The sequence below is a fragment of the Rhizobium pantanalense genome, from assembly GCF_030182525.1.
GTDB lineage: Bacteria > Pseudomonadota > Alphaproteobacteria > Rhizobiales > Rhizobiaceae > Rhizobium.
Genome location: NZ_JAQJCH010000003.1, coordinates 190,583 through 215,604 on the forward strand (window position 1 = coordinate 190,583; position 25,022 = coordinate 215,604).

Here is a 25,022-nt window from a genome sequence, read left to right on the forward strand (position 1 = left end):
GGATTTCTGAAAAAGATCGCGATTTTCGCGCATATTGATGCCAAGCAGCTGAAAACAATCAATTTTCTTGGAGGCTTCTGCTGCGGTAATCATCGAGGGATACCGGGCGGTCGGGAATTTCGATGCGGAACTGCGTGCCGGCTGCGGGTTTTTCGACGAGCGCGATCGTGCCGCCATGGGCGAGGACGAGCTCACGGGCGATCGCCAGGCCAAGACCCGTGCCGCCGGAGCGGGCGGAACCGCGGAAGGCCGTAAACAGGTTCTCCCGCGCCTTTTGCGGCATGCCCGGCCCGGTATCGTCAACGGTGATGCTGACGACGCTGCCGATCCGATGCGCCGAAACCGTAATCCTCCTGACGCTGTCAGGCTCCGCCTCGCCGAAAGCGATCAGCGCCTGATGGGCGTTGCGGCAGAGATTATGAATGACGCGGAACAGCTGCTCGCTGTCGGCATCGACCTCCAGGTCCGGGCTGAGCTGTTCGATGAACTCGATGCCGCTATCCGGATCGATCGCCAGAATATCGCGGACCTCCTCGACAAGCTCGAATATGCGAATCTTGCGCCGGCGCGGCGCCGATTCGGAGGTCTGGCCAAAGGAAAGAACTTCGGTCGTATAGCCGACGGCGCGATCGATGGTGCGCAGCAGCTTCGGGGCGAAGCGCTTGACCATCGGGTCATCGACATCGACCAGACGGTCCGACATCAGCTGCGCGGCCGAGAGGATATTGCGCATGTCATGGTTGATCTTCGACACAGCGAGGCCGAGGGCGGCGAGATTTTTCTGCTGCTTCAGCGTCTTCTGCAGCTGCGATTGCATCGAGGCCAAATGGCGCCCGGCAACAGCAAGCTCATCGCCGCCCTTGTCGGGAACGAGAACGCGGCCGGGATCCTCCGGATCATCGGAATAGGCTTGCATGCTGTCGGTCAGTCGGCGGATGGGACGAATCATCATGCGGTTGATCGCAAAGAAGATCAGCGTTGCGGTGAACAGCGAGATGAGGATGGAGACGAAGAAGACGCTGGTCGAATAGGCAAGCATCGCATTGCGCAGCCGTGTATCCTTCAGCACCACCTCGATACCGGTGTTGGCATCGCCGCCGACGGGACCGAACACGCGGATGATGCGATTGCCGCCGAACAGCAGCGTATCGAGCGCATCCTTGATGGCGGTGAGCTGCGACACGTCGCTGAGATCGTATTTTTCATCGACGGAGGCCGGCATCTCGGCCGTTGCCAGCAGGCGCGACGTGCCATCCTTGCGGAGGACGATGGCCCGCGTGCCCGTCGCCATCAGCGTCTCCTTTTGCAGAGCACGCGGCAACTCGGCCGGCTGCAGGCCGTCGATGACGATGGCAGCGGCAGCGGCGGTGTTCAGCCGATCCTCCAGCCACCGCAGCCGCATATTGGCGACCGACGGCACGAAGATCAGCACTTCCGCCAACGAAATGAAAACGACGGTGAGAATGAGAAGCTTGCCGGAGAGGCCGCCGAAAATGCCTGTGGGACGGCAAAGCTGGGACAGGCGGCTTTTCTCGACCTTGCCGTCCTTTACGGCCCCCTTGTCCTGCCCACTGTCCATTTCAATTGTCCCGCTTCGCTTAAAAAGCGATCTGATGCGACCTGATCGAAACTCGATAATAGGCGATTGTGGGCTCTTTTCCAATCGGCTGCGGATTTTGGCACAAGACGAAGGCCGGCAACGATGCACAAGCGCCGCAGCCAGCCTCATATTGGTGAGATCAGATCGGCAGGATCAGAACTCTTCCCAGCCCTGCGCCGCGGCAGCTGGAGCAAGCGCTCCTCCGCCAAATGCAGTCGCGACCCTGTCGATCATGCGCCGGGCCGGCGAAGCGGCCGGACGATGCGTCTCGGCGCGTGCTGGAACGGGAGCGGAAACGTTGGCTGCGTCGACCTTGAAGCGCGAAACGAGGTGGACAAGGCCATCTGCCTCAGCCGCCAATCGGTGGGTCGCGGCCGAGGTTTCCTCGACCATGGCGGCGTTGCGCTGTGTAACTTCGTCCATCTGGTTCACGGCGTTGTTGACCTCGGACAGGCCAGTTGCCTGCTCGCGCGCCGCCGTTGCGATCGAGTGGATATGGTCGTTGATCTTGAGGACGCGCGCTTCGATGGACGACAGCGCCTCGCCGGTCGCCTGCACGAGCTTGACGCCGATTTGCACCTCGCCACCTGACTTGCCGATCAAGGCCTTGATATCCTTGGCAGCTGTCGCGGAGCGCTGGGCAAGCTCGCGTACTTCCTGGGCAACCACCGCGAAGCCCTTGCCTGCCTCGCCGGCGCGCGCGGCCTCGACGCCCGCATTCAATGCCAGAAGATTGGTCTGGAAGGCGATATCGTCGATCACACCGATGATCTGGCTGATCTCGCCCGAGGCCTGCTCGATGCGCCCCATGGCATCGATGGCATTGCGAACGACCGTGCCGGAGCGTGCCGCATCGTCCTTGGCTTCGCTGACCATGACACTGGCCTCGCGCGCCCGCTCCGTGGAATTCTGCACGACGGAGGTGATCTGATCGAGCGCCGCCGAGGTCTCTTCCAGGGCGGCCGCCTGCTGTTCGGTGCGCTTGGAGAGGTCGTCGCTGGCGTGGCGAAGCTCGTTGGTGTTGGAGTTGATCGAACCAGTGGTCTCGCGCACTTCGCTCATGGTGCTCTTCAGCGTCGCAAGCGTCGTATTGACGTTCTGCTGCAGTTCGGCAAAGGCGCCCTGGAATTCGCCCTTCATCGCCTGGGTCAGATCTCCGTCAGCCAGGCTCGCGATAACGCGGCGGACCTCGCCGATTCCTGTGTCGACGCTGATCAGGAGCTCGTTGACGTTGCGCGCGAAGCGGTTGAGATTGACGTCACCGTAGTCCTTCTCGATGCGCTGGCTGAAATCGCCGGCCGCCGCGGCCGAGACCACGAGAGACATGCTCGACTGAAGCTCGTCGCTTTTTGCGCGCAGGGCCGTTTCCTCGGCATTCATGCGGCGCACGGCATTGCCATTTTCCTTGAAGATGTCGACGGCCGCGGCCATCTCGCCGATTTCGTCGCCACGGCCGGCAAACGGCACCTCGATATCGAACTGGCCGTTGGCGACATTCTTTATCGCATCAGTCACCTTGCGGATCGGGCGGCTCAGATGGACGGTGCCGATATAGGCTCCCAGGCCGACGCCCGCCACGATACCGGCGATCATGATGGAGAGGACCATCCAGAGTACAGTGCTGTGGAAGGTTGCAATCTCGGTCTCCGCCTTCGCAAGCTCCGCCTTGTCGGTCTGGACGATCGCATCGATCTCGGCCTGGAAAGCCTTGCGGTTGGCGCGGTTGGCTTCATTGTTGCCCTGCTTGCCGGCGGCATCTGGACCATCCGTCACGCCGAGCCTGGCCGTTTCCGTGCGAAAGGCGCGAAACTCCTGGGCGCGGGCCTGCAGCTTGGTGAATTCCGGCTTCTGCGTATCCGGCACCAGAGGCGCCCAGCTCGTCAGCACCTTGTCGATTTCGTCGAGATCGGCCATCAGGCCATCGGCAAAGGGTTTGGAATCCTTTGCCGCGGCAGCGGCATAAATGCCGCGCGCTTCCATGACCACCGCAGTCACGTAACGGTTCAGGCGCTCGCCCATGTAAGCGCGGCTTGCCGTCTGCTCGTAGCTCTGTAATTTCTGGTCATATTGGTGCAACGCATAGAGGGCGGTGGCGCCAATCAGAAGCGCCGCCCCGGCCATGACAGATACAAGCAGATTTATTTTGCCGCGAATTTTCACAATACCCCTCCGGCGCAGATCCCATCCCCCACAAATCGATGGGTTTTACGACATAGAGCTAGATATCGACTAAAATCATTAACGTTATATTGAGGTATTTTTAATCTAGACATACGGCATTCTCAACTATACTTTCCATATATTTTAGAATATCCGCAATCTATATTTAAGGTTGCAGACACATTCCAGCAAACATGGCCGCTAAATGCGCGTTGGCGCTGCCGGTAGCGCGAATTTGCCTGATTTCAAGGAATCTGCGCTCCTATAATTGACTTCCAGGGCCTTGATCCGTATAAGCCCGCGCACGTCCGGTCATGGAGCCTGCATTTGCGGGCCAAGTCCGTTCGCCATAATCAACAACGCTCCTTGCTATCAAAAGCAAAGCTCAAGAAGGGCCGCACTCCGCGGTGTTTAAATAAATGAAGCGTACCTACCAACCATCCAAGCTTGTCCGCAAGCGTCGTCACGGCTTCCGTGCGCGCATGGCCACCAAGGGCGGCCGTGCGGTTCTTTCCGCTCGCCGTAACCGCGGCCGCAAGCGTCTTTCGGCCTAAGGGCCGAAGTGCCCGATAATCCAGGATGGCGGGCAAATTGACGAATGAACGACCCAAAAAGACTGTCGGGCGGCTGAAAAGCCGGCCGCAGTTTCTTGCAGTCCGCGAAGGCGAGAAGCGCCGAGGCAGCTTCTTCCTCATCGAAATGCTGGACCGCAAGATCACCGACGCCGAACCCCGCGTCGGTTTTACCGTTACCAAAAAACATGGCAACGCGGTGGAGCGCAACCGCATGCGACGCAGGCTGAAAGAAGCCGTGCGGCTTCACGCCGGATTTGCAATGCAGCCCGGACACGACTATGTGGTTGTCGCGCGACGCGAGGTGCTGACCGCGCCTTTCGAAAAACTGGCGAGCGAACTCGTAAGCCGCATCGAAACCAGGCCGAAACACCGGCGGTCGGAAAAGGACCGCTCCAGGAAAGTATGATGGAAAACAACCGCAATTACTTCATTGCAATTGCACTGTCTGTGCTGATTGTTCTCGGCTGGCAGTTTTTCTACATGAACCCGCGCCTCGAAGCGCAGCGCCAGGCCGAGCAAGCCGCCAAGCAGCACCAGCAGGCGCAGCAGGCCCAGACGACGCAGCCAGCTGCTGCAGGCACTGCAGTCAACGGTTCGCTGCCGGCAAACGGCCAGACGACGCCTACGGTCCTCACCCGTGACCAGTCCGTCGAAAAGACCGCATCCGCGCGCGTTGTCATCGATACGCCGGCCCTTGCTGGCTCGATCAACCTGGAAGGCGCCCGTCTCGACGATCTCCGTCTCAAGGCCTATCACGAGACTGTCGACAAGAGCAGCCCGATCATCACGCTGTTCAGCCCGGCCGATACCAAGGACGGCTATTTCACCGAACTCGGCTATGTCGGCAGCGACGCGACCGGCGCGGTCCCCGGCCCCTCGACGGTTTGGAAGCTCGCAAGCGGCGACAAGCTGACCGACAAGACACCGGTGACGCTATCCTACACCAATGACAAGGGCATCACCTTCAGCCGCACGATCTCCGTCGACGATCGCTATATGTTCACGATCACCGACAAGATCGCCAACGCCAGCCAGGCGCCGATTGCACTGTCGAGCTATGGCCGCGTCACCCGCTACAACAAGCCCGAGACGCCTTCCGCCTACGTCCTGCATGAAGGTTTCATCGGCGTTATCGGCGATGACGGCCTGATCGAGACCAAGTACGCGTCTACCGAAAAGGAAGCCACGACGCCCGCCAAGGCGACGGGCGGCTGGCTCGGCATGACGGACAAGTACTGGGCCGCGACCATCGTGCCGCCGCAGTCGACCGCTTATGATGCCCGCTTCTCGCACTTCGCGGATGGCACGCCGCGTTACCAGGCAGACTACAAGCAGGATGCGATCACGGTTGCCCCTGGTCAGTCGATCGACCTGAAGAACCTCGTCTTCGCCGGCGCCAAGGAAGTTCCGGTCATCGACCGCTATGAGACCAGCTATTCGATCCCGCGCTTCGATCGCCTGATCGACTGGGGCTGGTTCTATTTCATCACCAAGCCGATGTTCAAGCTGATGGATTTCTTCTTCCGCTACTTCGGCAATTTCGGCGTCGCGATCCTCTGCACCACCATCGTCGTCAAGGCGCTCTTCTTCCCGCTCGCCAGCCGGCAATATGCCTCCATGGCGAACATGAAGCGCGTGCAGCCGAAGATGGAGGAGCTGAAGGCCAAGTTCGGCGACGACCGCATGGCCCTGCAGCAGGCGACCATGCAGCTCTACAAGGAAGAGAAGATCAACCCGATTGCGGGCTGCTGGCCAGTGCTCCTGCAGATCCCGATCTTCTTCTCGCTCTACAAGGTGATCTATATCACCATCGAGATGCGCCACGCGCCGTTCTTCGGCTGGATCCAGGATCTTTCCGCTCCGGATCCGACCTCGATCGTCAACCTGTTCGGCCTGCTGCCCTTTGCGGCTCCGACCTTCCTGCATCTCGGCGTCTGGCCGCTGATCATGGGCGTCACCATGTTCTTCCAGATGCGCATGAACCCCACGCCGCCGGACCCGACCCAGGCGATGATCTTCAACTGGATGCCGCTGGTATTCATGTTCATGCTGGCAAGCTTCCCGGCCGGCCTCGTGATCTACTGGGCCTGGAACAACACGCTCTCGGTCATCCAGCAGTCGATCATCATGAAGCGCCACGGCGTGAAGGTGGAGCTCTTCGACAATCTGAAGGGCCTCTTCAAACGAAAACCGGCACCATCGAAATGACGACAAAAGCCCTGCCTCGGCGGGGCTTTTCTTTTTCTGCAATGGTTTGCCGTCAAGCTGAGGCGCAGGTTTAGAACCACGCTTGGGATGCGGAACTGCCTAAAGATGCCGACGGAAGAAGGCCAGCACCTCAGCATCAAACGACTTGTGGAACGAGATCCTGTCGAATCCGTCCTGATCCTTGCAGATCTCCGGCTGCGATGAGGCCAAGGCAGCTGGACATGGCGCCAGAAAGGCAAAATGCGCCGAGCCCGGCACGACGTGGAAATCGGGCTTTTGAGGCAGATTGGCAGCCAATGCGGCGACATTCTCAGGCAGCACGCCATCGCCGCCATGCTCGGAACTCCAGAGTTGGATGGGCGCATCGACGGACTTCAAGCTCTTCTTGTCCGTAAAGAAGCTCAACGGGTCGGCAAGCACGAGCGCCTTTATTCGTCCGTCGCGGACGAGCGGCTTGGCCGGTATTTCATTGCGGCGAATTTCACCGCAGATGGGGGCAGGCTCCGGGCAAGGCACTGTAGGATCACGAAAGTCAGGGACCGCGCCTGCAAGCACGAGACCGGTATAGCCGCCTCGCGAGAAGCCGAAGAAGCCGATGCGATCGGGATCGACCTTTGCTGCGCCCGACCATTTGCCGAGGATGAAGTCAAGCAGGCGCTTAACATCCGCTGGTCGCTGGAACATGATCGAAATATCGCCCGCCCGAGTGAGATCGGAGAAATTGTCGCCGGGATGATTCAACGCAACCACCACAAAACCCGCATCTGCTAGCGCCTCTGCCGCATCGTGATGATTGAGGGAGCCGCCGCCATGTCCATGCGACACGATCACCAGCGGCAGCTTCTCGCCCGCAATCGGGCAATCGCGTACGGCAGGCAGTACAACCGGCCCCAGCTGCACCTCGCCCGCCGACGTCGCACAGGGCGACCAGACGAAGCCGCTCAAGGCGGGGCCATCGTCACTGGCGGGCATGTTGATCGACGCCAAGCCCGCGGCTTGAGCCGACACCGAGGCTAAGGCGATGACGATGAGAAATCCAATTTTCGAAATGCGCATTTTTCTTCTCCGGACAGGATGAGGAAAGGCAAAAGAACAAGCATCGGCGAACCGTCTCATGGCCGGTCGTTCGCTCAGGATTGAGATGTCAACGATGGAGAATGGTTAGGTGGTGCGGGCGCTGCGAATGGGGATCAGTAGATCGGTGGCAATTTCATGCTCCATCACCTTGGTCGGATGATTGAGATAGAGCTCTATCACCGGGCGATCATCTGGCTCGAAGCCACTCTGCGGCAACCAGCTGCCGAACAGCGTCTGGAATGTCGATGAAATGAGCGCATAAGGTCCGACGAGCCGGTAGCAGGCATAACGGCCTCCTGCCACATCGTATCGCTCAAGCCCTTCCGTGACGATGCTGTCTTCCGGAAACACCACGCCGGCAAAATAGCGAAAACCCTCCCCCTGCTCCGGATCGCCGGAGCCAATGCCGACCCGCGTCAGATCGCTCCAAACCATTCCTCGCTCCGATAATTTCAGCGCAACACGGCGGTAGGTGTGCGGGATCGTCTGAGCAGGGCCTTCATGCGACAAACCAAATATCGTGACGTGCAACCGATCGCCAATGGTGACCAATGGCAGGTTTGCTGCAATCGACTGCTGCTGCATCTGAAACTCCGTCGGGCTCAGGCCCGTCAGGCTGCGAAAGGCGCGTGCGAAACTTTGAGAGCTGTCGTAGCCGGCCTCCAACGCCGCCTCCGTGATCGAGACCGGATTTGTAACCAGCTGATATGCCGCCTGAGCAAGCCGCACACGCCGGATCGTGGCCGCAACGCTTTCCCCCGTCATCGCCCGGTAGAGCCGATGAAAGTGAAACGGCGAGAAATGGGCTACTGCGGCGAGACTTTCGATGGAATGCGGCGCCGAAGGATCAATCATGATCGCTTCGATGACCCTTGCGATGCGGCGACGATAGCTCTGTTCCGTTGCAGTCTTCATGGCGTCAAGCCTTAGCATGGCTTGCGCAGCCTCGTGGTGCAGCAATTGCGGATTTTGCATCGATGGATCGAATTTGGCCGGCGCCATCGTGCTGGTCGGCTTCCGTTTGGTGAACGAAACTTGACTTTCGCGGATAAAACCTCGAAGCCAATCCACTCATTCAAGCAAAAGACTGAGCAAATGGCAGATCAGACGACAAAAGACGACAAGCCGCTTTTCGGGCGTCCGTGGATTTTCATCCGCGGCGTGCCGTCGATGAAATTTCTGCCCCCGGAAGGGCCGCCGGAAATCGCCTTTGCCGGCCGCTCCAATGTCGGCAAGTCGTCGCTGATCAATGCTCTGGTCGGACATAAGGGATTGGCGCGTACTTCGAATACGCCGGGACGCACGCAGGAACTCAACTATTTCGTTCCCGACGGCTTTTCCGGCGAAGCTGGCGATCTGCCGCCGATGGCCCTAGTCGACATGCCCGGCTACGGCTATGCCGAAGCCCCCAAGGATCAGGTCGATGCCTGGACGAAGCTGGTCTTCGACTATCTGCGCGGGCGCACGACGCTGAAGCGCGTCTATGTGCTGATCGACAGCCGCCACGGTATCAAGAAGAACGATGCGGAGGTCCTGGACCTGCTCGACAAAGCCGCCGTTTCCTATCAGATCGTGCTGACCAAGACCGACAAGATCAAGGAAGCAGGCATACCGAAACTGCTAGCCGATACCGCTGAAAAAATCCGCAAGCGCCCCGCCGCCTATCCCGGCATCCTCGCCACCTCATCGGAAAAAGGCGTTGGCCTTCAGGAATTGCGCGAGGCCATTGGCCTGACGGTCGGCATCCAGGTCTGAAGACCGACCGGTCGAATGAGGCCGCCGCCCCCGACCCCGCATAAGGCGACGGCGGCCGTGTTGCCGGTAAGGATTACATCTTCGGCAACAACACCTTGTCGACGACGTGGATCACACCGTTCGACTGCTTGACGTCGGCGATTGTGATATGGGCAATGCCGCCGGCTTCGTCGGTCAACGTCAGCTTGCCGCCCTTGTCCACGGCCTTGATCGTGCAGCCGCCGACCGTCTTCAGATCGTATTCGCCGCCCTTGCTCATTGCCCATTTCTTGATGGCGGCGGCCATGTCGTCACCGGCGACGACGTGGCAGGTCAGCACCTTGACCAGCTTCTCCTTGTTCTCGGGCTTCAGCAGGGTTTCGACCGTGCCCGCCGGCAATTGCTTGAAGGCTTCATTGGTCGGCGCAAAGACGGTGAATGGGCCTTTACCTTCGAGGGTCTCGACGAGGCCGGCCGCCTTGACGGCTGCGACCAGGGTCGTGTGATCCTTGGAATTGACGGCATTCTGGATGATGTTCTTGCTGGCATACATCGCAGCACCGCCCACCATCGGGTCCTTGGCATAGGCTAGGCTGCTTGCGGCCGACAGGATTGCGGCAGCGGCGGCGATGCGAAACACGGTCTTGATCATAACGTACCTCTTCCTCTCTGTTGCCCCGATCAGGCGGGGTCGGAAGAAGATACGGAGCAAGCTGGCAGAGAGTTTCAGCCGCGATCGTTTTTCGGGAACCAAAATTCCTCAGGGCAAATGGATCGTGCCGGAAGCAACCACATCGCCCGTCGGTTTGCCGGTCGGCGAGCCGCCAAAGGGCTCGACACTGACGGCGATGATGGCGCCTTCAGTCAATTTGGCGTGAAGCTCCGGCGACAAGACGATTTCGCCATCGCCGGTCGGCGGCAGGATGCCCAGCGCCTCGGCGGGATCGCTGCCGCGAATCAGCCAGAGCTCCAGCGATTTCTCCTCGGGCTTGCCGGCGGCGACCGGCGTAATTTTCAGGCGCCCATTAGCGACGTCGTAATTGGCGAGGAGATTGAAGGGATTGTTCTGGCCGGAAAGGGATGCGGTGAGCTGCTTGCCCGGGCTCGTGCGCAAGCCGCCTTCATTCGTGATGGCGAAGACGAGTACGCCGGCGGCCAAGAACAGCGAGCCGAAGGCGACCGAGCGCCACAGCGTCAGCGAATTCCAGAGATGGGCGCCAAACGCCGCTTCGCCGAAAATCCGCTTTTCGATCTTCGGAAATACGGCGGCCGCAGGCGTCACCGCCTCATATTCCTCGTTGAATTCCGAGAGATTCTGCTCCCAGCGGCTAACGATGGCGGCAAACTGGCGGTCGCTGCGCATGCGGCGCTCGACCTTCTGCCGGTCCTCCAGGGAAAGCACGCCAAGCACATATTCTCCGGCCAGGACTTCATCGCGGGAGCGGCCTCCCTTGCTTTGATCGGGCGTACTCATCGGTCCATGCACTCTCTCAGTCTGATCAGGCTTCGGCGCAGCCAGGTGCGCATAGTATTCAATGGCACAGCGTGTTGGTCGGCGAGCTCCTGATAGCTCAAGCCCTCGACATAGGCGCTGCGAACGGCCCGCGCACGATCAGCTTCCAACTCTTCCATGCACCTGTCAATCCGCCTTCCCTCTCCCTTCACGATTGCTTGCTCTTCGGGGCCAGGTTCCAGGTCGGCGAGATCGTAAGCGCTGTCTATTTCGTCAGCCACGGGCTTGCGGGCGCGGATGAAATCGATGGCGCGATTGCGCGCGATCGTCATCAACCAGGCCATTGCCGGCCCTTCCGCAACGGCAAATTGCTCGGCCCGCTGCCAGATCTTGATATAGACCTCCTGCAAAACCTCTTCAGCATCCGCCTTGTTGCCGACGATACGCAGGCAAACACCGAGAAGTTTCGGGCTGGTACGTTTGTAGAGTGCGGCAAAGGCTTTCTGGTCGCGCATGGCAATGCGGCCGATCAGCGCTTCCGTCTCCTCGCTCGCCATACAAATCCCCGGGGTGTGACGCCTGCACCATCTTTAGAAGAAAACTCCGCTTCAGCAAACGTATCCGCACCATCAATTTCGGCGACGCTAATGTGACATAGCGTCAACGAAAGCGCAGCGCGATCTTTCATATGCACTTTTCGCGCTTTAGGTCTTTGATTTTGCCCATGTCGTTGTCGCAAAACCGCTGAACACCTTTGCGCGAGATGCTTTAATCCCGAGATCATTATTCCCTCTGTCAAAAACTTGAGATAAAAGGCCGCGATCAATTTCGAAGGGTGCACCATGTCCGAAGCCCAAAGCGAACTCCAAGCCAACCTGCTCGCACAGGCGCTGCCCTACATGCAGCGTTACGAAAACAAGACCATCGTCGTGAAATATGGTGGTCATGCCATGGGCAATGTCGAACTTGGCAAGGCCTTTGCGGCCGATATCGCGCTCCTGAAGCAGTCCGGCGTCAACCCGATCGTCGTCCATGGCGGCGGCCCGCAGATCGGCGCCATGTTGACGAAGATGGGCATTGAATCGAAGTTCGAAGGCGGCTTGCGGGTCACCGACCAGAAGACGGTCGAGATTGTCGAAATGGTGCTCGCCGGCTCGATCAACAAGGAAATCGTCGCACTGATCAACCAGACCGGCGAATGGGCGATCGGCCTTTGCGGCAAGGACGGCAACATGGTCTTCGCCGAAAAAGCGCGCAAGACCATCAAGGACCCCGATTCCAACATCGAACGCGTGCTCGATCTCGGTTTCGTCGGCGAAGTGGTCGAAGTCGACCGCACGCTGCTCGATCTGCTTGCCAAGTCCGAGATGATTCCGGTGATCGCCCCGGTCGCCCCAGGCCGCGACGGCGCGACCTACAACATCAACGCCGATACCTTTGCCGGTGCGATCGCCGGCGCGCTCAGCGCCACGCGCCTGCTTTTCCTCACGGATGTTCCGGGCGTCCTCGACAAGCAGGGCCAGCTCATCAAGGAATTGTCCGTCGCCCAGGCCCATGCGCTGATCGCCGACGGCACGATTTCCGGCGGCATGATCCCGAAGGTCGAAACCTGCATCGACGCCATCAAGGCCGGTGTTCAGGGCGTCGTCATCCTCAACGGCAAGACGGCCCATTCCGTGCTGCTCGAAATCTTCACCGAGCACGGCGCGGGCACGCTGATCGTTCCGTAAGGCAGCCTGGCCTTCAATGTCTCAAAGGCGCTCCGCACATGCAATTGCGAAGCGTCGACAGCTGCGTCAGGACGGCCGATAGATCGCTTCGGCCTCGCTTTTCAGCATTCCCATGATCGAACGATAGGGAGCCGGCCCATAGCTGATGCGGCTGACACCCAGCCTTGCCATGGTCTCATTGTCCGGCGTCGTCGGGCGCACCATGATGTTAACAGGGAGAGGCGAGCGTTCGCAGAGGGCGCCGATCAGATCCGGTTCGACCAGACCTGGCGCGAAGAAACCGCTAGCACCGGCCTCGGCAAAAGCATCGGCGCGCTGAAAGGCGTCGTCCAGCAGGAGCTGATGATGCGCCGTATCGCTTTCCTGCAGGAAAAGATCGGTTCGGGCATTGATGAACAAGGGCATTTCCCGGCGATCGGCCATTTCGCGGATGGCACGGATGCGTGCCGCTTGCGTTTCGATAGGATGAACGCCCTGGCCGCCGATCACCTGATCTTCGAAATTGATCCCGATGGCGCCGTGATCCATGATCTTTTCGACATTGGCGGCGACTTCTTCAGGCTCGACTGCATAACCGCCCTCGAAATCGACCGACAGGGGCAACGGGCTCGTCACCGAAATCAGCCTGGCGGTCACCGCCAGCAGCGATAGCGGGATTGCCTGGCCATCGCCGAAACCATTGGCAGCGGCGACCGACCAACTCCCCGTTGCCAGCGCCTTGGCGCCCGCCTCCGTGACCGCCTTGGCAGAGCCCGCATCCCAAATATTGAAAAGGATCAGCGGCTCCCCCTTCTTGTGCAGCCGTGCGAATTCCTGCGCCTTTTCCACCTGACTCATCGCATCCCCTCCGAAAAGCCCGGCCGGGTGATTTCTCCTCCGCGACCCAAAAGAGCGTAAGCTCTCCCTCACATGGCAAATAGAGTAAAACCCCGGAAATCAATGGTAAAATCATAGCCGGCATTAGATCGCACGGCAATCTCCCCAAAATGGCTGAGACGCGGCGGCATGAATATTTCCCTTCCCTCGGCCGGAGCGGGCGTGCCATAAGACAGGCATGAGCCAGACAAAAACGCTATCCGAGCCAGCCGATTTCTCCCACATCCGCGATTGGGTGTTCGATCTCGACAACACGCTCTATCCGCATCATGTCGATCTCTTCGCGCAGATCGACAAGAACATGACGGCTTACGTCTCCGCCCTTCTGCACATGGAGCGCGAAGACGCCCGCAAGCTGCAGAAGCAATATTACCTCGATCACGGCACGACGCTGCAGGGTTTGATGATCCATCATGGCATCGACCCCAACGACTTCCTGGAGAAAGCGCACGCGATCGACTATTCGGCGCTGACGCCGCAGCCGGAGCTCGCCGCCGCCATCAAGGCATTGCCGGGGCGCAAGTTCATCTTCACCAATGGCAGCGTCAAACACGCTCAGGCAACGGCCGGCGCGCTCGGCATCCTCGATGGCTTCGACGATATTTTCGATATCGTCGCGGCCGACTACGTGCCGAAACCCGCCGGCAGCACCTATGACAAGTTCATGAGCCTGCATCGCGTGGATACGAAGAAGGCGGTCATGTTCGAGGACCTGCCGCGCAACCTCACCGTGCCCAAGGCGCTCGGCATGAAGACGGTGCTTCTCGTGCCGCAAAATCTCGAGACGACCATCGTCGAATGGTGGGAGCGAACGACCGGCGAGGACGATCACATCGACTATGTGACCGACGACCTCACCGCTTTCCTGAAAGTACTGGTTTAACCATTCATTTGAGCACTTTAGGAAAAGTGCGCAGCGGTTTTCCGTTCGGAATGCGAAAACGCACGCCCAAGGCGGGGTTACCAAAGTTTCATGCGCCTTACAGAGGTTTAATTGGTCGTTTTCGACCACCGACCGTATCGTTTGATCATTCCTCGACACGAAAGGAAAAACGATGAACGGGAAAAAACTTCTTCTGGCCGGACTTTCCGCAACCCTGCTTCTCGGCGGTGCCGCACAGATGGCGCTCGCCGCTTCGCATGATGGCGACCGTGGGGGCAGGCATCATCACGGCCGCTGGCACAGACCGCATATTTCGCCCGAAGTCCTTTACGTGCGCATGCTGAAGGAATTTGGCAATCCCGGTGACACGAAGCTCACCAAGGATGAGGTAAAGGCCGGCGTCGACAAGATCTTCGACCAGATCGACGTCAACCACGACGGCGAAATCACCCCCGGCGAGTATCGCGCCTACCGCCAGGAGCAGTTCAAGCAGTGGCGAGCCGAGCATGCCAAGGCTGATGGCGATAAGGCTCAAGATGGCCAGGCTCCGGGCGGCGATCAAGCCCAAGACAACCAGGCTCCGGCCGACCAATCCAAGAGCGACCAGGCTCAAAACGACAATGACAACGACAAGGGTGGCGAAGGCCATCGCCATCACAGACCGCATGGCCGTTTCATGCATGAAACGATGATCTTCCGCTTTGCCGATACCGATCAAAGCGGCCAGATCAGCAAGAAGGAGGCCGAAGACGCCATGAACAAGGTCTTCGACCGACTGGATCGCAACCACGATGGCGTCGTCAACCTGGACGACATGCCAGGCCGTCCGCTGCTGTAAGCCGATCGCTCCAGCAATAGTCCAGGAACAAAAGCCCGCCCTCGCCCAAGCGATGGCGGGCTTTCGGTTTCAGTGACCGTTATCGTGGTGACCGTTGTCGCGTTCGTAGAAATCGGCGACGATCTTCCAGGCTTCGTCGGCGGTATCGACAAAGCTGATGAGGTTCACATCGTCGGGCGCGATGGTGCCGAACTCGGCCAGCGCCTCGAAATTGATGATGCTGCGCCAGAATTTTTCGCCGAAGAGAATGAGCGGCAGGCGCTCCATGCGGCCGGTCTGGATGAGCGTCAGGCATTCGAACAATTCGTCGAGCGTGCCGAAGCCGCCCGGGAACACCGCGATCGCCTTGGCGCGCACCATGAAGTGCATCTTGCGGATCGCGAAATAATGGAAATTGAAGCTGAGCTCCGGCGTCACATAGGCGTTCGGCGCCTGCTCGTGCGGCAGCACGATGTTGAGGCCGATCGAGGGCGCGCCTTCTTCCGCCGCGCCGCGATTGCCCGCTTCCATCACACCAGGGCCGCCGCCGGTGACGACGACATATTCGTGGTAATCGAAGCCGGCGGAATAACGGGAGCAAAGCCGGGCGAACTTGCGCGCCTCCTCGTAATAAACCGATGCTGCCTCAAGATTGGCGCGCTGCACGTCGTTGCGGGCAGCCCAGGCATTGGTGCCGGGGGCAGGAATGCGTGCGCCGCCGAACATGACGACGGTCGACTTGATGCCGCGCTCGGTCAGCGACATTTCGGTCTTCAGCAATTCCAGCTGCAGGCGGATCGGCCGCAATTCCTCACGGCAGAGGAAATCCTCATCGGCATAGGCAAGCCGGTAGGACGGCGACATCGACTGCGGCGTGCGCGGCACCGACTCGGCCCGCTGCTTGTCTGCCGAGCTCGTCTTCAACGGGTCCCAAACCCCATCCTTGCGCCTCAGCCTGCCGTTCTTCCCCTTGCTCATCTATTCATGCCTTTCGAATCGATCATGACGGCCTTTCCTGCCGAAGGACAGGAATGCCCAAGCTCTTGCATATGCCCCTACAACGCCTTGAATCCAAGCTCAATCGGCGCGGAAAAGACATTCCATTTTCGGCATGCATGCTATAGGACCAATCGACCGCATCCGGACCTTTATCCGGAAATCACGATAGGCCCTGACGTTGTAAGGAATTCCCATGAGCGCTACCGACCTCGCTTCCCTCGAAAAGTCCATCGAGGCTGCCTTCGACAATCGCGACAATGTGAACACGTCGACGCGCGGCGAAGTCCGCGATGCCGTCGAAACGGCGCTCGATCTCCTCGATAGCGGCAAGGTTCGCGTGGCCGAACGTGGCGCGGATGGCAACTGGACCGTCAACCAGTGGCTCAAGAAAGCGGTCCTGCTCTCCTTCCGCCTCAACGACATGAAGATCGTCGAAGGCGGCTCCGGCGGCGCCACCTGGTGGGACAAGGTTCCCTCGAAGTTCGAAGGCTGGGGAGAAAACCGCTTCCGCGAAGCCGGCTTCCGCGCCGTGCCGAACGCCGTCGTCCGTCATTCCGCCTATATCGCCCCCAACGCCATCCTGATGCCGTCCTTCGTCAATCTCGGCGCCTATGTCGGAGAAGGCACGATGGTCGACACCTGGGCGACGGTCGGCTCCTGCGCTCAGATCGGCAAGCATGTGCATCTTTCCGGCGGCGTCGGCATCGGCGGCGTGCTGGAGCCGATGCAGGCCGGCCCGACCATCATCGAAGACAATTGCTTTATCGGCGCCCGTTCCGAAGTCGTCGAAGGCTGCATCATTCGCGAAGGTTCCGTGCTCGGCATGGGCGTGTTCATCGGCAAGTCGACCAAGATCGTTGATCGCGCCACCGGCGAGATCACCTATGGCGAAGTTCCGCCATACTCGGTCGTTGTCGCCGGCGCGCTGCCGAGCGGCAACACCATGGCGAATGGCCAGCCGGCGCCCAGCCTCTATTGCGCCGTCATCGTCAAGCGAGTCGATGAAAAGACCCGCTCGAAGACCGGCATCAACGAGCTGCTGCGCGACTAATCTCGCAAAATTTGGGAAGCGCGGTTGCCATATCGCGCTTCCCTTATGCTTGCCGGGGGAGCATGCCTGTGCGATTGCTGGAATCGCGGCAAAGATTTTCGAGTCGTCACCGATCCTTTGCCATCGCTTTGCCATTTCCCGCCGGATAAATTGCCTCCGATGACTGTTACCAATCCCATTACGAACCTGCAGACCCTGATCCGCTGCGCCTCCGTCACCCCTGCCGAGGGCGGCGCGCTGACCGTGCTTGCCGGCATGCTGCAGCCACTCGGCTTCAAGATCGAGCGCATGACGGCGAGCGAGCCAGGAACGCCCGATATCGAAAATCTCTATGCGCGGCTCGGCACGGATGGACCGCATCTGATGTTTGCCGGCCATACGGATGTCGTGCCGGTCGGCGATGCCGCTTCCTGGAGCCATCCGCCTTTTGCTGCCGAAATCGCCGATGGCGAGCTTTTCGGCCGTGGCGCGGTCGACATGAAAGGCGGCATTGCCTGCTTCGTGGCAGCGGTTGCGCGTCATATCGAAAAGCATGGCAAACCCGCCGGCTCGATCTCCTTCCTGATCACCGGCGATGAAGAGGGGCCGGCGATCAACGGCACGGTCAAGCTGCTGCAATGGGCGGCCGAGCGTGGCGAGACATGGGATGCCTCGCTCGTCGGCGAACCGACCAACCCCGACCGGCTCGGCGACATGATCAAGATCGGCCGCCGCGGCTCGATTTCCGGCACTATTACAGTCCATGGCGTTCAGGGCCACGCCGCCTATCCGCACCTTGCCGACAATCCGGTGCGCAGCATCATCAAGCTGACGGAAGCGCTGCTCGATCCACCCTTTGACGCGGGTACGGACAATTTTCAGCCGTCGAACCTCGAAGTGACGACGATCGACGTCGGCAATGCCGCCACCAACGTCATTCCCGCCAAGGCAACCGCTGCCTTCAACATCCGATTCAACGACACCTGGACTGCCGATACGCTGAAGGCGGAAATCCTGGCACGCCTGGATGCAGCCGCCGCCGACCAGACGCTGCGACCCGGGCGTCCGCCGGCGAAATACGACATCGTCTGGTCCGAGCGTCCGAGCCAGGTCTTCCTGACGCGCAACAATGCGCTGATCGCCTCGCTCTCCTCCGCCATCGAAAACATCACCGGTCAAAGGCCGGCGCTGTCGACCACCGGCGGCACGTCCGACGCACGCTTCATCAAGGACTACTGCCCCGTCGTGGAATTCGGGCTTGTCGGCCAGACCATGCATATGATCGACGAGCGTGTGGCGCTCTCGGATCTCGAAACGCTGACCGGGATCTACCAGACCTTCATCCAGCGCTGGTTCGAGAATGCCGAGCTTTAAGGAAGTCCAATACTACCTGTCCGGTCTGTGGCTGTTGATCCGGATGGATGCACGCGGCTTCCAGTATCTGGACATATCGGACCGCGGCATGATGCGCTCCTTCTGGGCAATCCTCTGGTGCTTGCCGTCGATCGGCATTTCATGGCTGTGGTGGCAAAAGGCCTATCTGACCGCCATGCCGCCGGAGACATCGACGGGTCTTGCTTTCTTTCTGCGCCTGGCCTTGGTCGAATTTGCGAACTGGTTGATCCCGCTCGTGCTTGCTGGCGTGTTGCTGCTGATTTTCCGCTTCGGCGACAAGTTCACGCCGATCGTCGTCGTCGTGAACTGGCTTGGCGTGCCGACATCCTATCTCAATGCGCTGCTCATCGCCTTGATCGCTTTCGTTCCCGGCTCCAGCGGGTTGGCGGCGTTGCTGTGGCTGGCGCTGATGATGGCGATCATCTTTTCGCTGGCGCGCATGCTCAGAATGATCTGCGGCACACATCCGCTCTTCATCGGCACGCTGACGCTGGTGCTGCTCATTCCGACCATGCTGCTGACGGACTTCCTGCAGCGCTTCCTCGGCGTCTATCCGCCAGGCTGAGGCAGTCACGTTCTAGCGGTTGACGACCTCACCATCTTCCTTGGTAAAAGGGCCGATGTCCGGGTTCGGCAGGATACCGAGCACGAGTTCGGAGGGCCGGCAGAGGCGCACGCCTTTGTCGGTCACCACGATCGGACGATTGATGAGGATCGGGTGCTCGATCATCCGATCCAGCAGCTGATCGTCGGTGAGATCGGGATTGCCAAGGCCGAGCTCGTCATAAGGTGTTCCCTTTTGGCGGAGAAGATCACGAACCGTCAGGCCCATCGCGGCAATGAGCTCCGCCAGCTGTCCGCGGCTGGGCGGCGTCTTCAGATATTCGATAACGACGGGTTCTTCGCCGGACTGGCGGATCATCGCCAGCGTGTTGCGCGACGTGCCGCAGGCTGGATTATGATAGATCGTCACCGTCATCGATAGTCTCCCCTTCGTTGCCGGCCGAACCGGCACCGTCACGATAATCCACCTGCGTGAAATAGAGCCCATCCGGCGGAGCGACAGGACCGCAGGCCTTGCGGTCCCGAGCTTCCAGCGCCGCGCGCACATCGTCAGGCGTCCATTTGCCCTCGCCCGCGAGCTTCAGCGTGCCGGCGAAGGAGCGGATCTGATTGTGCAGGAAGCTTTGCGCGGTGGCGCGGATCTCGATCAGCTCGCCGCTGCGCGTCACATCCAGCCGGTCGAGCGTGCGCACCGGGCTGTTCGCCTGGCAATGCGCCGAACGGAAGGTGGTGAAATCATGCCGTCCCACAAGGGCCTGCGCCGCGGCATGCATGACCTCGTGGTCCATATCCTTCGGCACCCACCATGCACGACCGGCTTCCAGTGCAAGCGGCGCGCGGCGGGCGATGATGCGATAGAGATAGTGGCGGCGGACGGCCGAGAAGCGTGCATCGAAGCTTTGGTCGACCGCGACGATATCGAGAATGGCGATACGGTCACCGGCCATCCTCAGATGGGCATTGAGCGCATTGCGCAGCGTATAGACCTTCCATTCCTTGGAAAGATCGGCATGCATGACCTGCCCCATGGCATGCACGCCGGAATCGGTGCGTCCCGCCCCGCGGATCGAAACGGTTTCGCCGGTCAAGGACAGGATGGCCCCTTCGATCGCACCCTGCACTGAGGGGCCATTTTCCTGACGCTGCCATCCGACATAGGGAATGCCGTCATATTCGACGGTCATTTTGTAACGCGGCATCAGCCCTGCTCCGAGGCAAGCATGGTGCTTGGTGCGATCGGTGTGCCACGCAGGAAATCAGCTGTGGCCAAGGGCTTGCCGCCGGCTTTCTGCAGTTTCGTCAGCTTGACGGCACCGGAAGCGCAGGCAATGACAAGATCATCCGTCAGGACCTGACCGGAGGCTCCGTTGCCCTCTGCCAATTCCGAGCCCAAGACCTTGATGCGCTCGGGACGACCGGCGATGTCGGCCCCGAACCATGCACCGGGAAAAGGCGACAGGCCGCGAATATGATTGTGAACATCGGTCGCCGGCTTGCCGAAATCGATGCGGGTTTCGCCCTTGTCGATCTTTGCGGCATAGAGAACGCCTTCGGATGGCTGCGCGGTCAGAGGCAGCTCATCGTGCTCCAGCTTGTTCATGGCCTCGGCCATGGCTTTTGCGCCGACGAGCATCAGCCTGTCATGCAGTTCACCCGCGGTCATGGTGTCGCCGATCTCCACTTCGCGTGCCAAAGCGATCGGCCCGGTATCGAGCCCCTTGTCCATCTTCATCACCATCATGCCGGTCTTGGTGTCGCCAGCCATGATCGCCCGCTGGATGGGAGCCGCACCACGCCAGCGCGGCAACAGGGAGGCATGACCATTATAGCAGCCGAGACGTGTCCCGGTGAGGATCGCTTCCGGCAGCAGCAGGCCATAGGCGACGACGACAGCGACATCGGCGTTCAGATCGCGGAAGCGCTGGCGTTCGTCGGGATCCTTGAAGTTGACGGGCGTGAAGACCGGCAGGCCCAGCAATTCGGCCGCCTGATGCACCGGCGACTTCTGCAGGTCGAGCCCTCGCCGGCCGCCGGGACGCGGCGGCTGCGTATAAACGGCACGAATCTTGTGACCGGCATCGATCAGGGACCGCAATGTCGGCACGGAGAATTCGGGCGTTCCCATAAAGATGATGTTGAGCGACATGCGATCCATCCGGCTAAGATTTGAGGTTTCGAACGACCCTGCGGTGACGGCACGCGCCATCGGGGTCAGACGCTAGCCGCCTTCAAACGGGTTTATGAGCTTGAGATCAAGCCCCTCGAAGTCTTTTGTGTTGCGCGTCGCCAATGTCGCGCCGTTCGCAAGGCAGATGGCGGCGATCATGGCGTCCTTCGTTTCCATCCTTCGCCCAATCTTGTGGCGCTGAGCGGAGATTATTCCGTATTGATGGGCAGCATTGCTCGAAAATCCCAGAACGCGGCCCGAAAACTCTGCCTCTATCGCGTCCAGCTCCGCAATCAATGCCGCCTTGCGCTTCCCGTCAGCCAAAAGCTCCAGTCCGAACCGGATCTCGCCGATGGTGATGGTTGTCAGAAAAACGGCCTCGATGGCGACGCTATCAAGCCAGGACAATATGCGTTCGCTATGCAGCCGCCCTTGCAGCTCCGATACGACATTCGTGTCCAGAACGATCATGCGCAGGCCACAAGGCTATTCGAAATGGGGCGGTTCGCGATCCGGCGCATTTCGAAACGCGTTGATCGCCTCGATTTCTTCTTCGCTAAGTTTTTCTACGCCGAGAACGGCTCTCAATCGCTGCCCCGCCGACTTGCTTTCATCCCGCTCACGCCCGAGCGACTGACGTAACAGGGAGATTGCCTCATCCGAGAGGCTGCGGCCATGCCTGCTGGCATTGGCCTGCAACTGCTTCTTCAAGCTGTCGTCGATGCCGCGCAACAACAGATCACTCATTCGCGCCTCCATTTGATATCAATGATATCATAGGCGTCTCAGGCCGATCTTTCAATGGCGGGGGATCACAGAGCCTTCGACTTGGCGGCCTTGGTAAACTTCTTGATGACCATGTCGCGCTTCAGGCGCGAGATATAGTCGATGAAGAGCACACCGTTCAGATGGTCGATCTCGTGCTGTACGCAGGTCGCCAGTAGGCCGTCGGCCTCGGTGAGCTGTTCCTTGCCGTCGCGGTCCAGATGCTTGACGGTGACGCGCGCGGGGCGCTCCACCTCGGCGTAGTAATCAGGAATGGAGAGGCAGCCTTCCTCATAGACCGAACGCTCGTCCGAAGACGCGACGATCTCTGGATTGATGAAGACCAGCGGCTTCTTCTCTTCGCCTTCGCGCGCAACGTCGATGACCAGCATGCGGCGGGGAACGCCGATCTGGATCGCCGCAAGGCCGATGCCCGGCGCGTCATACATGGTTTCCAGCATGTCGTCGGCAAGGCGCTGAATTTCGGTATCGATCTGCTCGATGGGCTTGGAAGCCTGGCGGAGCAGCGGGTCGGGCAAAATGATGAGTGGCTTGATCGTCATGACGTTTCCCATAACGCATCTTGCTGTGCGATGGAATCGCCAAGATGGCGGTGAGGCGGTGTTTTTTCAACGGCAGCTATCCGAATGGCAGCGGATGGCCTCGAAATTTTGTTCACGGTTTGATCTGGATATTCACAACAATTTTGCTATGCTCGCACGAAGAACTTCATCAGCGCGCCAGGTTTCATGTCTTTCATCATCTTCGGCCAAGCCATTTCCACGGTCCAGGTTCTGACCAGCCTCGTTTTCCTGCTTGCGATCGCAGTCATCGTCCTTTTCGTCCGCGGCAGGGCGCGGGCGGAAGACGATGAGCTCGATGCCGAGCATACGATGGCGGCGCTGCTGCGGTCGCAGGCGGAGATGCAGGGGCGGCTTGCCACCATGGCTGAGGTCTTCGGCTCCAGGCAGGCCGAGCTCAATCAGGCCATCGGCCAGCGTCTCGACGGCATGTCGCAGCGGGTGACGGCAACGATCGGCGAGCAAACGCGCTCGACGCATGAGAATCTGCGCCGCCTGCAGGAAAGGCTTGCCGTCATCGATGCCGCGCAGACCAATATCCAGACGCTGGCGAAGGATGTCGTTGGGCTGCAAGCCATTCTCTCGAACAAGCAGACGCGTGGCGCCTTCGGCCAGGCACGCATGGAAACCATCATCGCCGATGGGCTGCCGATGGGCGCCTATGCATTCCAGGCGACGCTATCGAACGGCTCCCGGCCTGACTGTACCGTTCGCATGCCGAACGGTTCGCCACCGCTTGTGATCGACGCGAAATTTCCGCTGGAGGCCTGGAATGCCATTCGCAACGCCGCCAGCCCCGAACATGGCAAGATCGCCGCACAGCAGTTCCGTCGGGATCTGGAGCTGCATATTCGCGACATTTCAGAGAAATATCTGATCCCCGGTGAGACGCAGGATACGGCCTTTCTCTTCGTGCCGTCCGAGTCGATCTTCGCGGAGATCCACGAGAATTTCGAGGCGATCGTCCAGAAGGCCCAGCGCGCGCGCATCGTCATCGTCTCGCCCTCGCTGCTGATGCTGTCGATCCAGGTCATCCAAGCTGTCCTGAAAGACCAGCGCATGCGCGAGCAGGCTCATGTCATCCAGAGCGAGGTGGCGCATCTGATGGACGACCTCTCGCGCCTCGATGAACGCGTGCGCAAGCTGCAGGGGCATTTCGCCATGGCGCAGAAGGATGTCGACATGATCGTCACCTCTGCCGACAAGCTGGCGAGGCGTGGCGAGCGGATAGAGGCGCTGGAATTCGAGGCGGCGAAAGAGCCTGCAAAGGCGCGCACGGAAGAACGGTCCAAGCCTGTCGACAACCGCACGAGCCAACTCAAGCTCAGGGTAGTTGACGAAGACTGATCGCTTCGGCAGTGTCGCGCCCAATCGATGCATGATCCGAAAAGACAAAGGCAGCCTTCGGGCAGGATCATGCGAGATCAACACCCAGGGCAGGACATCGCATGATCACTATTTTCGGCTCCATCAACATGGACCTCATCGCCACCACGGATCGTTTGCCGAAGCCGGGCGAAACCGTCGCCGGTAACGGCTTTTCCACCGCGGCCGGGGGCAAGGGCGCCAATCAGGCGCTCGCCGCACGCCGCGCCGGTGCGACGGTGCGCCTCAGCGGGGCGGTCGGCGATGACGCCTTCGCAGAACCCGCACTTGCCTTGCTCGACGCGGCAGGGACCGATCTTTCTACCGTCCGGCGCGTGTCAGAACCGACCGGTACTGCTCTCATCCTGGTGGGCGGTGACGGCGAGAATATGATCGCTGTCGTTCCGGGCGCCAATGGCACCAATGCGGCCGAACACGTTGCCGCCGCCGTCGCCGCTCTGAACGCCGGCGATACGCTGATGCTTCAGCTCGAAATTCCGGTTGCCGCCGTTGAGATGGCGCTGAATACGGCGAAAGCAAAGGGCGTGCGCACCGTGCTCAATCTGGCCCCTCTGATCCCTGAGGCTGCCCGCCTCGGCCGGCTTGCCGATATCGTCATCGCCAACGAGACGGAATTCGAGAGGCTGGCCGGCCAGGACAACATGTCGGAATCCGAGCGTGAGGCTGCCCTCGTCCGCCTGCATGGTGAAACCGGCCAGACGCTGATCGTCACGCTTGGCGGCGACGGCGTAATCGCCATTCGCGACGGCGAGCTCGCGCGCGCCAAGGGCCTCGTCATCGAGCCGGTGGATACCGTCGGCGCCGGCGATACCTTCTGCGGCTATTTTGCCGCGAGCCTCGATCAGGGTCTGGATTTCCATGCCAGCCTGCGCCGCGCCGCCGTCGCCGGTTCGCTGGCTTGCCTGAAGCCGGGCGCGCAGCCGTCCATCCCGGTTGCCAGCGAAGTCGCCGAAAAGCTTTAGGGTTAAATTTCACAACCCTTGCGAAGCGCAATTAATTAAATTTTTGCGCTTCCATATCAT

At 60.2% G+C, this 25,022-nt stretch carries 27 protein-coding genes; 12 read left to right on the plus strand and 15 right to left on the minus strand.

From position 1 onward, the window contains the following. Nucleotides 1–58 precede the first annotated feature (58 nt). Together PH558_RS10335 and PH558_RS10340 are read right to left on the minus strand one after the other, a co-directional pair. Nucleotides 59–1,579, minus strand: coding sequence for a sensor histidine kinase (locus PH558_RS10335; RefSeq protein WP_113390017.1), 1,521 nt, complete (start codon nucleotides 1,577–1,579; stop codon nucleotides 59–61). A 174-nt stretch (nucleotides 1,580–1,753) separates the two neighbouring features. After that, complete coding sequence (locus tag PH558_RS10340; protein ID WP_285204039.1) at nucleotides 1,754–3,760, minus strand: HAMP domain-containing methyl-accepting chemotaxis protein; 2,007 nt, start codon at nucleotides 3,758–3,760, stop codon at nucleotides 1,754–1,756. 419 nt (nucleotides 3,761–4,179) lie between these two features. Here PH558_RS10340 and rpmH point away from each other — a divergent pair, with 419 nt between their 5' ends. From rpmH to yidC, 3 genes are read left to right on the plus strand one after another with little or no spacing between them, the layout of a single operon-like run. Continuing rightward, nucleotides 4,180–4,314: a 50S ribosomal protein L34 gene (gene rpmH, locus PH558_RS10345; protein ID WP_041677194.1), complete on the plus strand. Its 135-nt coding sequence runs from the start codon at nucleotides 4,180–4,182 to the stop codon at nucleotides 4,312–4,314. Between the two features lie 25 nt (nucleotides 4,315–4,339). Beyond that, the gene (gene rnpA / locus PH558_RS10350) at nucleotides 4,340–4,741 is read left to right on the plus strand and encodes a ribonuclease P protein component (RefSeq protein WP_285204040.1); all 402 of its coding nucleotides are present in this window, start codon (nucleotides 4,340–4,342) and stop codon (nucleotides 4,739–4,741) included. Next, a complete protein-coding gene (gene yidC / locus PH558_RS10355) occupies nucleotides 4,741–6,543 on the plus strand; it encodes a membrane protein insertase YidC (RefSeq protein ID WP_285204041.1) in 1,803 nt (600 codons plus the stop codon). Before rnpA ends, yidC begins: the two co-directional genes overlap by 1 nt. Nucleotides 6,544–6,642: 99 nt before the next feature. Here yidC and PH558_RS10360 read toward each other — a convergent pair whose 3' ends face one another. Beyond that, entirely contained in the window at nucleotides 6,643–7,599 is a 957-nt protein-coding gene (locus PH558_RS10360; RefSeq protein WP_285204042.1) for an alpha/beta hydrolase family protein, read from the minus strand. Between the two features lie 105 nt (nucleotides 7,600–7,704). Then, nucleotides 7,705–8,622 (minus strand): AraC family transcriptional regulator, encoded by a 918-nt coding sequence (locus PH558_RS10365; protein WP_244575270.1) that lies wholly within the window; start codon nucleotides 8,620–8,622, stop codon nucleotides 7,705–7,707. A gap of 93 nt (nucleotides 8,623–8,715) precedes the next feature. Here PH558_RS10365 and yihA point away from each other — a divergent pair, with 93 nt between their 5' ends. Beyond that, nucleotides 8,716–9,375 (plus strand): ribosome biogenesis GTP-binding protein YihA/YsxC, encoded by a 660-nt coding sequence (gene yihA, locus PH558_RS10370; RefSeq protein ID WP_183713274.1) that lies wholly within the window; start codon nucleotides 8,716–8,718, stop codon nucleotides 9,373–9,375. Nucleotides 9,376–9,448: 73 nt separating this feature from the next. Here yihA and PH558_RS10375 read toward each other — a convergent pair whose 3' ends face one another. From PH558_RS10375 to PH558_RS10385, 3 genes are all read right to left on the minus strand, one after another. After that, nucleotides 9,449–10,006 carry a fasciclin domain-containing protein gene (locus PH558_RS10375; protein ID WP_095433834.1) on the minus strand — a complete coding sequence of 186 codons (558 nt, stop codon included), beginning with the start codon at nucleotides 10,004–10,006 and terminating at the stop codon, nucleotides 9,449–9,451. Between the two features lie 108 nt (nucleotides 10,007–10,114). Then, entirely contained in the window at nucleotides 10,115–10,828 is a 714-nt protein-coding gene (locus PH558_RS10380) for an anti-sigma factor (RefSeq protein WP_095433833.1), read from the minus strand. Next, nucleotides 10,825–11,364, minus strand: coding sequence for a sigma-70 family RNA polymerase sigma factor (locus PH558_RS10385; protein ID WP_095433832.1), 540 nt, complete (start codon nucleotides 11,362–11,364; stop codon nucleotides 10,825–10,827). The genes PH558_RS10380 and PH558_RS10385 overlap by 4 nt, the downstream gene beginning before the upstream one ends. A 285-nt stretch (nucleotides 11,365–11,649) precedes the next feature. On the opposite strand from PH558_RS10385, the gene argB reads away from it, so the two are divergent. Beyond that, nucleotides 11,650–12,537, plus strand: a complete 888-nt coding sequence (gene argB, locus PH558_RS10390) for an acetylglutamate kinase (protein WP_095433831.1) — start codon at nucleotides 11,650–11,652, stop codon at nucleotides 12,535–12,537. Nucleotides 12,538–12,603: 66 nt separating this feature from the next. Here the strand turns inward: argB and PH558_RS10395 are convergent, their stop codons facing one another. Continuing rightward, nucleotides 12,604–13,374: an isocitrate lyase/PEP mutase family protein gene (locus tag PH558_RS10395; RefSeq protein WP_285204046.1), complete on the minus strand. Its 771-nt coding sequence runs from the start codon at nucleotides 13,372–13,374 to the stop codon at nucleotides 12,604–12,606. A gap of 217 nt (nucleotides 13,375–13,591) precedes the next feature. Between PH558_RS10395 and PH558_RS10400 the strand changes: the two genes are divergently transcribed. Next, nucleotides 13,592–14,296 carry a pyrimidine 5'-nucleotidase gene (locus tag PH558_RS10400; protein WP_285204048.1) on the plus strand — a complete coding sequence of 235 codons (705 nt, stop codon included), beginning with the start codon at nucleotides 13,592–13,594 and terminating at the stop codon, nucleotides 14,294–14,296. Between the two features lie 172 nt (nucleotides 14,297–14,468). Further along, a complete protein-coding gene (locus PH558_RS10405) occupies nucleotides 14,469–15,134 on the plus strand; it encodes an EF-hand domain-containing protein (RefSeq protein WP_095433828.1) in 666 nt (221 codons plus the stop codon). 69 nt (nucleotides 15,135–15,203) lie between these two features. Here the strand turns inward: PH558_RS10405 and PH558_RS10410 are convergent, their stop codons facing one another. Beyond that, nucleotides 15,204–16,091: an LOG family protein gene (locus PH558_RS10410; RefSeq protein ID WP_095433827.1), complete on the minus strand. Its 888-nt coding sequence runs from the start codon at nucleotides 16,089–16,091 to the stop codon at nucleotides 15,204–15,206. Between the two features lie 214 nt (nucleotides 16,092–16,305). Here PH558_RS10410 and dapD point away from each other — a divergent pair, with 214 nt between their 5' ends. From dapD to PH558_RS10425, 3 genes are all read left to right on the plus strand, one after another. Next, nucleotides 16,306–17,163, plus strand: coding sequence for a 2,3,4,5-tetrahydropyridine-2,6-dicarboxylate N-succinyltransferase (gene dapD / locus PH558_RS10415; protein WP_285204050.1), 858 nt, complete (start codon nucleotides 16,306–16,308; stop codon nucleotides 17,161–17,163). Between the two features lie 159 nt (nucleotides 17,164–17,322). Continuing rightward, nucleotides 17,323–18,516: a succinyl-diaminopimelate desuccinylase gene (gene dapE / locus PH558_RS10420; RefSeq protein ID WP_095433825.1), complete on the plus strand. Its 1,194-nt coding sequence runs from the start codon at nucleotides 17,323–17,325 to the stop codon at nucleotides 18,514–18,516. Then, on the plus strand, nucleotides 18,503–19,102 hold the full coding sequence (locus PH558_RS10425) for a hypothetical protein (RefSeq protein WP_069611175.1): 600 nt from the start codon (nucleotides 18,503–18,505) through the stop codon (nucleotides 19,100–19,102). Before dapE ends, PH558_RS10425 begins: the two co-directional genes overlap by 14 nt. 12 nt (nucleotides 19,103–19,114) lie before the next feature. Here the strand turns inward: PH558_RS10425 and arsC are convergent, their stop codons facing one another. The 6 genes from arsC to def all read right to left on the minus strand — a co-directional run bounded on the left by arsC (nucleotide 19,115) and on the right by def (nucleotide 22,596). Then, nucleotides 19,115–19,516 (minus strand): arsenate reductase (glutaredoxin), encoded by a 402-nt coding sequence (gene arsC / locus PH558_RS10430; RefSeq protein ID WP_095433824.1) that lies wholly within the window; start codon nucleotides 19,514–19,516, stop codon nucleotides 19,115–19,117. Continuing rightward, nucleotides 19,494–20,300: a tRNA pseudouridine(38-40) synthase TruA gene (gene truA / locus PH558_RS10435; protein ID WP_285204052.1), complete on the minus strand. Its 807-nt coding sequence runs from the start codon at nucleotides 20,298–20,300 to the stop codon at nucleotides 19,494–19,496. The genes arsC and truA overlap by 23 nt, the downstream gene beginning before the upstream one ends. Continuing rightward, the gene (gene fmt, locus PH558_RS10440; protein ID WP_285204053.1) at nucleotides 20,300–21,247 is read right to left on the minus strand and encodes a methionyl-tRNA formyltransferase; all 948 of its coding nucleotides are present in this window, start codon (nucleotides 21,245–21,247) and stop codon (nucleotides 20,300–20,302) included. The genes truA and fmt overlap by 1 nt, the downstream gene beginning before the upstream one ends. 72 nt (nucleotides 21,248–21,319) lie before the next feature. Then, nucleotides 21,320–21,739, minus strand: a complete 420-nt coding sequence (locus PH558_RS10445; protein WP_113406756.1) for a type II toxin-antitoxin system VapC family toxin — start codon at nucleotides 21,737–21,739, stop codon at nucleotides 21,320–21,322. A 15-nt stretch (nucleotides 21,740–21,754) separates the two neighbouring features. Beyond that, nucleotides 21,755–22,015, minus strand: a complete 261-nt coding sequence (locus PH558_RS10450) for a FitA-like ribbon-helix-helix domain-containing protein (protein ID WP_113406757.1) — start codon at nucleotides 22,013–22,015, stop codon at nucleotides 21,755–21,757. Between the two features lie 65 nt (nucleotides 22,016–22,080). After that, nucleotides 22,081–22,596, minus strand: a complete 516-nt coding sequence (def, locus tag PH558_RS10455; RefSeq protein WP_095433821.1) for a peptide deformylase — start codon at nucleotides 22,594–22,596, stop codon at nucleotides 22,081–22,083. A gap of 186 nt (nucleotides 22,597–22,782) precedes the next feature. On the opposite strand from def, the gene PH558_RS10460 reads away from it, so the two are divergent. Next, nucleotides 22,783–23,961, plus strand: coding sequence for a DNA recombination protein RmuC (locus tag PH558_RS10460; RefSeq protein WP_285204054.1), 1,179 nt, complete (start codon nucleotides 22,783–22,785; stop codon nucleotides 23,959–23,961). A gap of 101 nt (nucleotides 23,962–24,062) precedes the next feature. Next, nucleotides 24,063–24,962 carry a ribokinase gene (locus tag PH558_RS10465; protein WP_285204055.1) on the plus strand — a complete coding sequence of 300 codons (900 nt, stop codon included), beginning with the start codon at nucleotides 24,063–24,065 and terminating at the stop codon, nucleotides 24,960–24,962. Nucleotides 24,963–25,022: the final 60 nt, after the last annotated feature.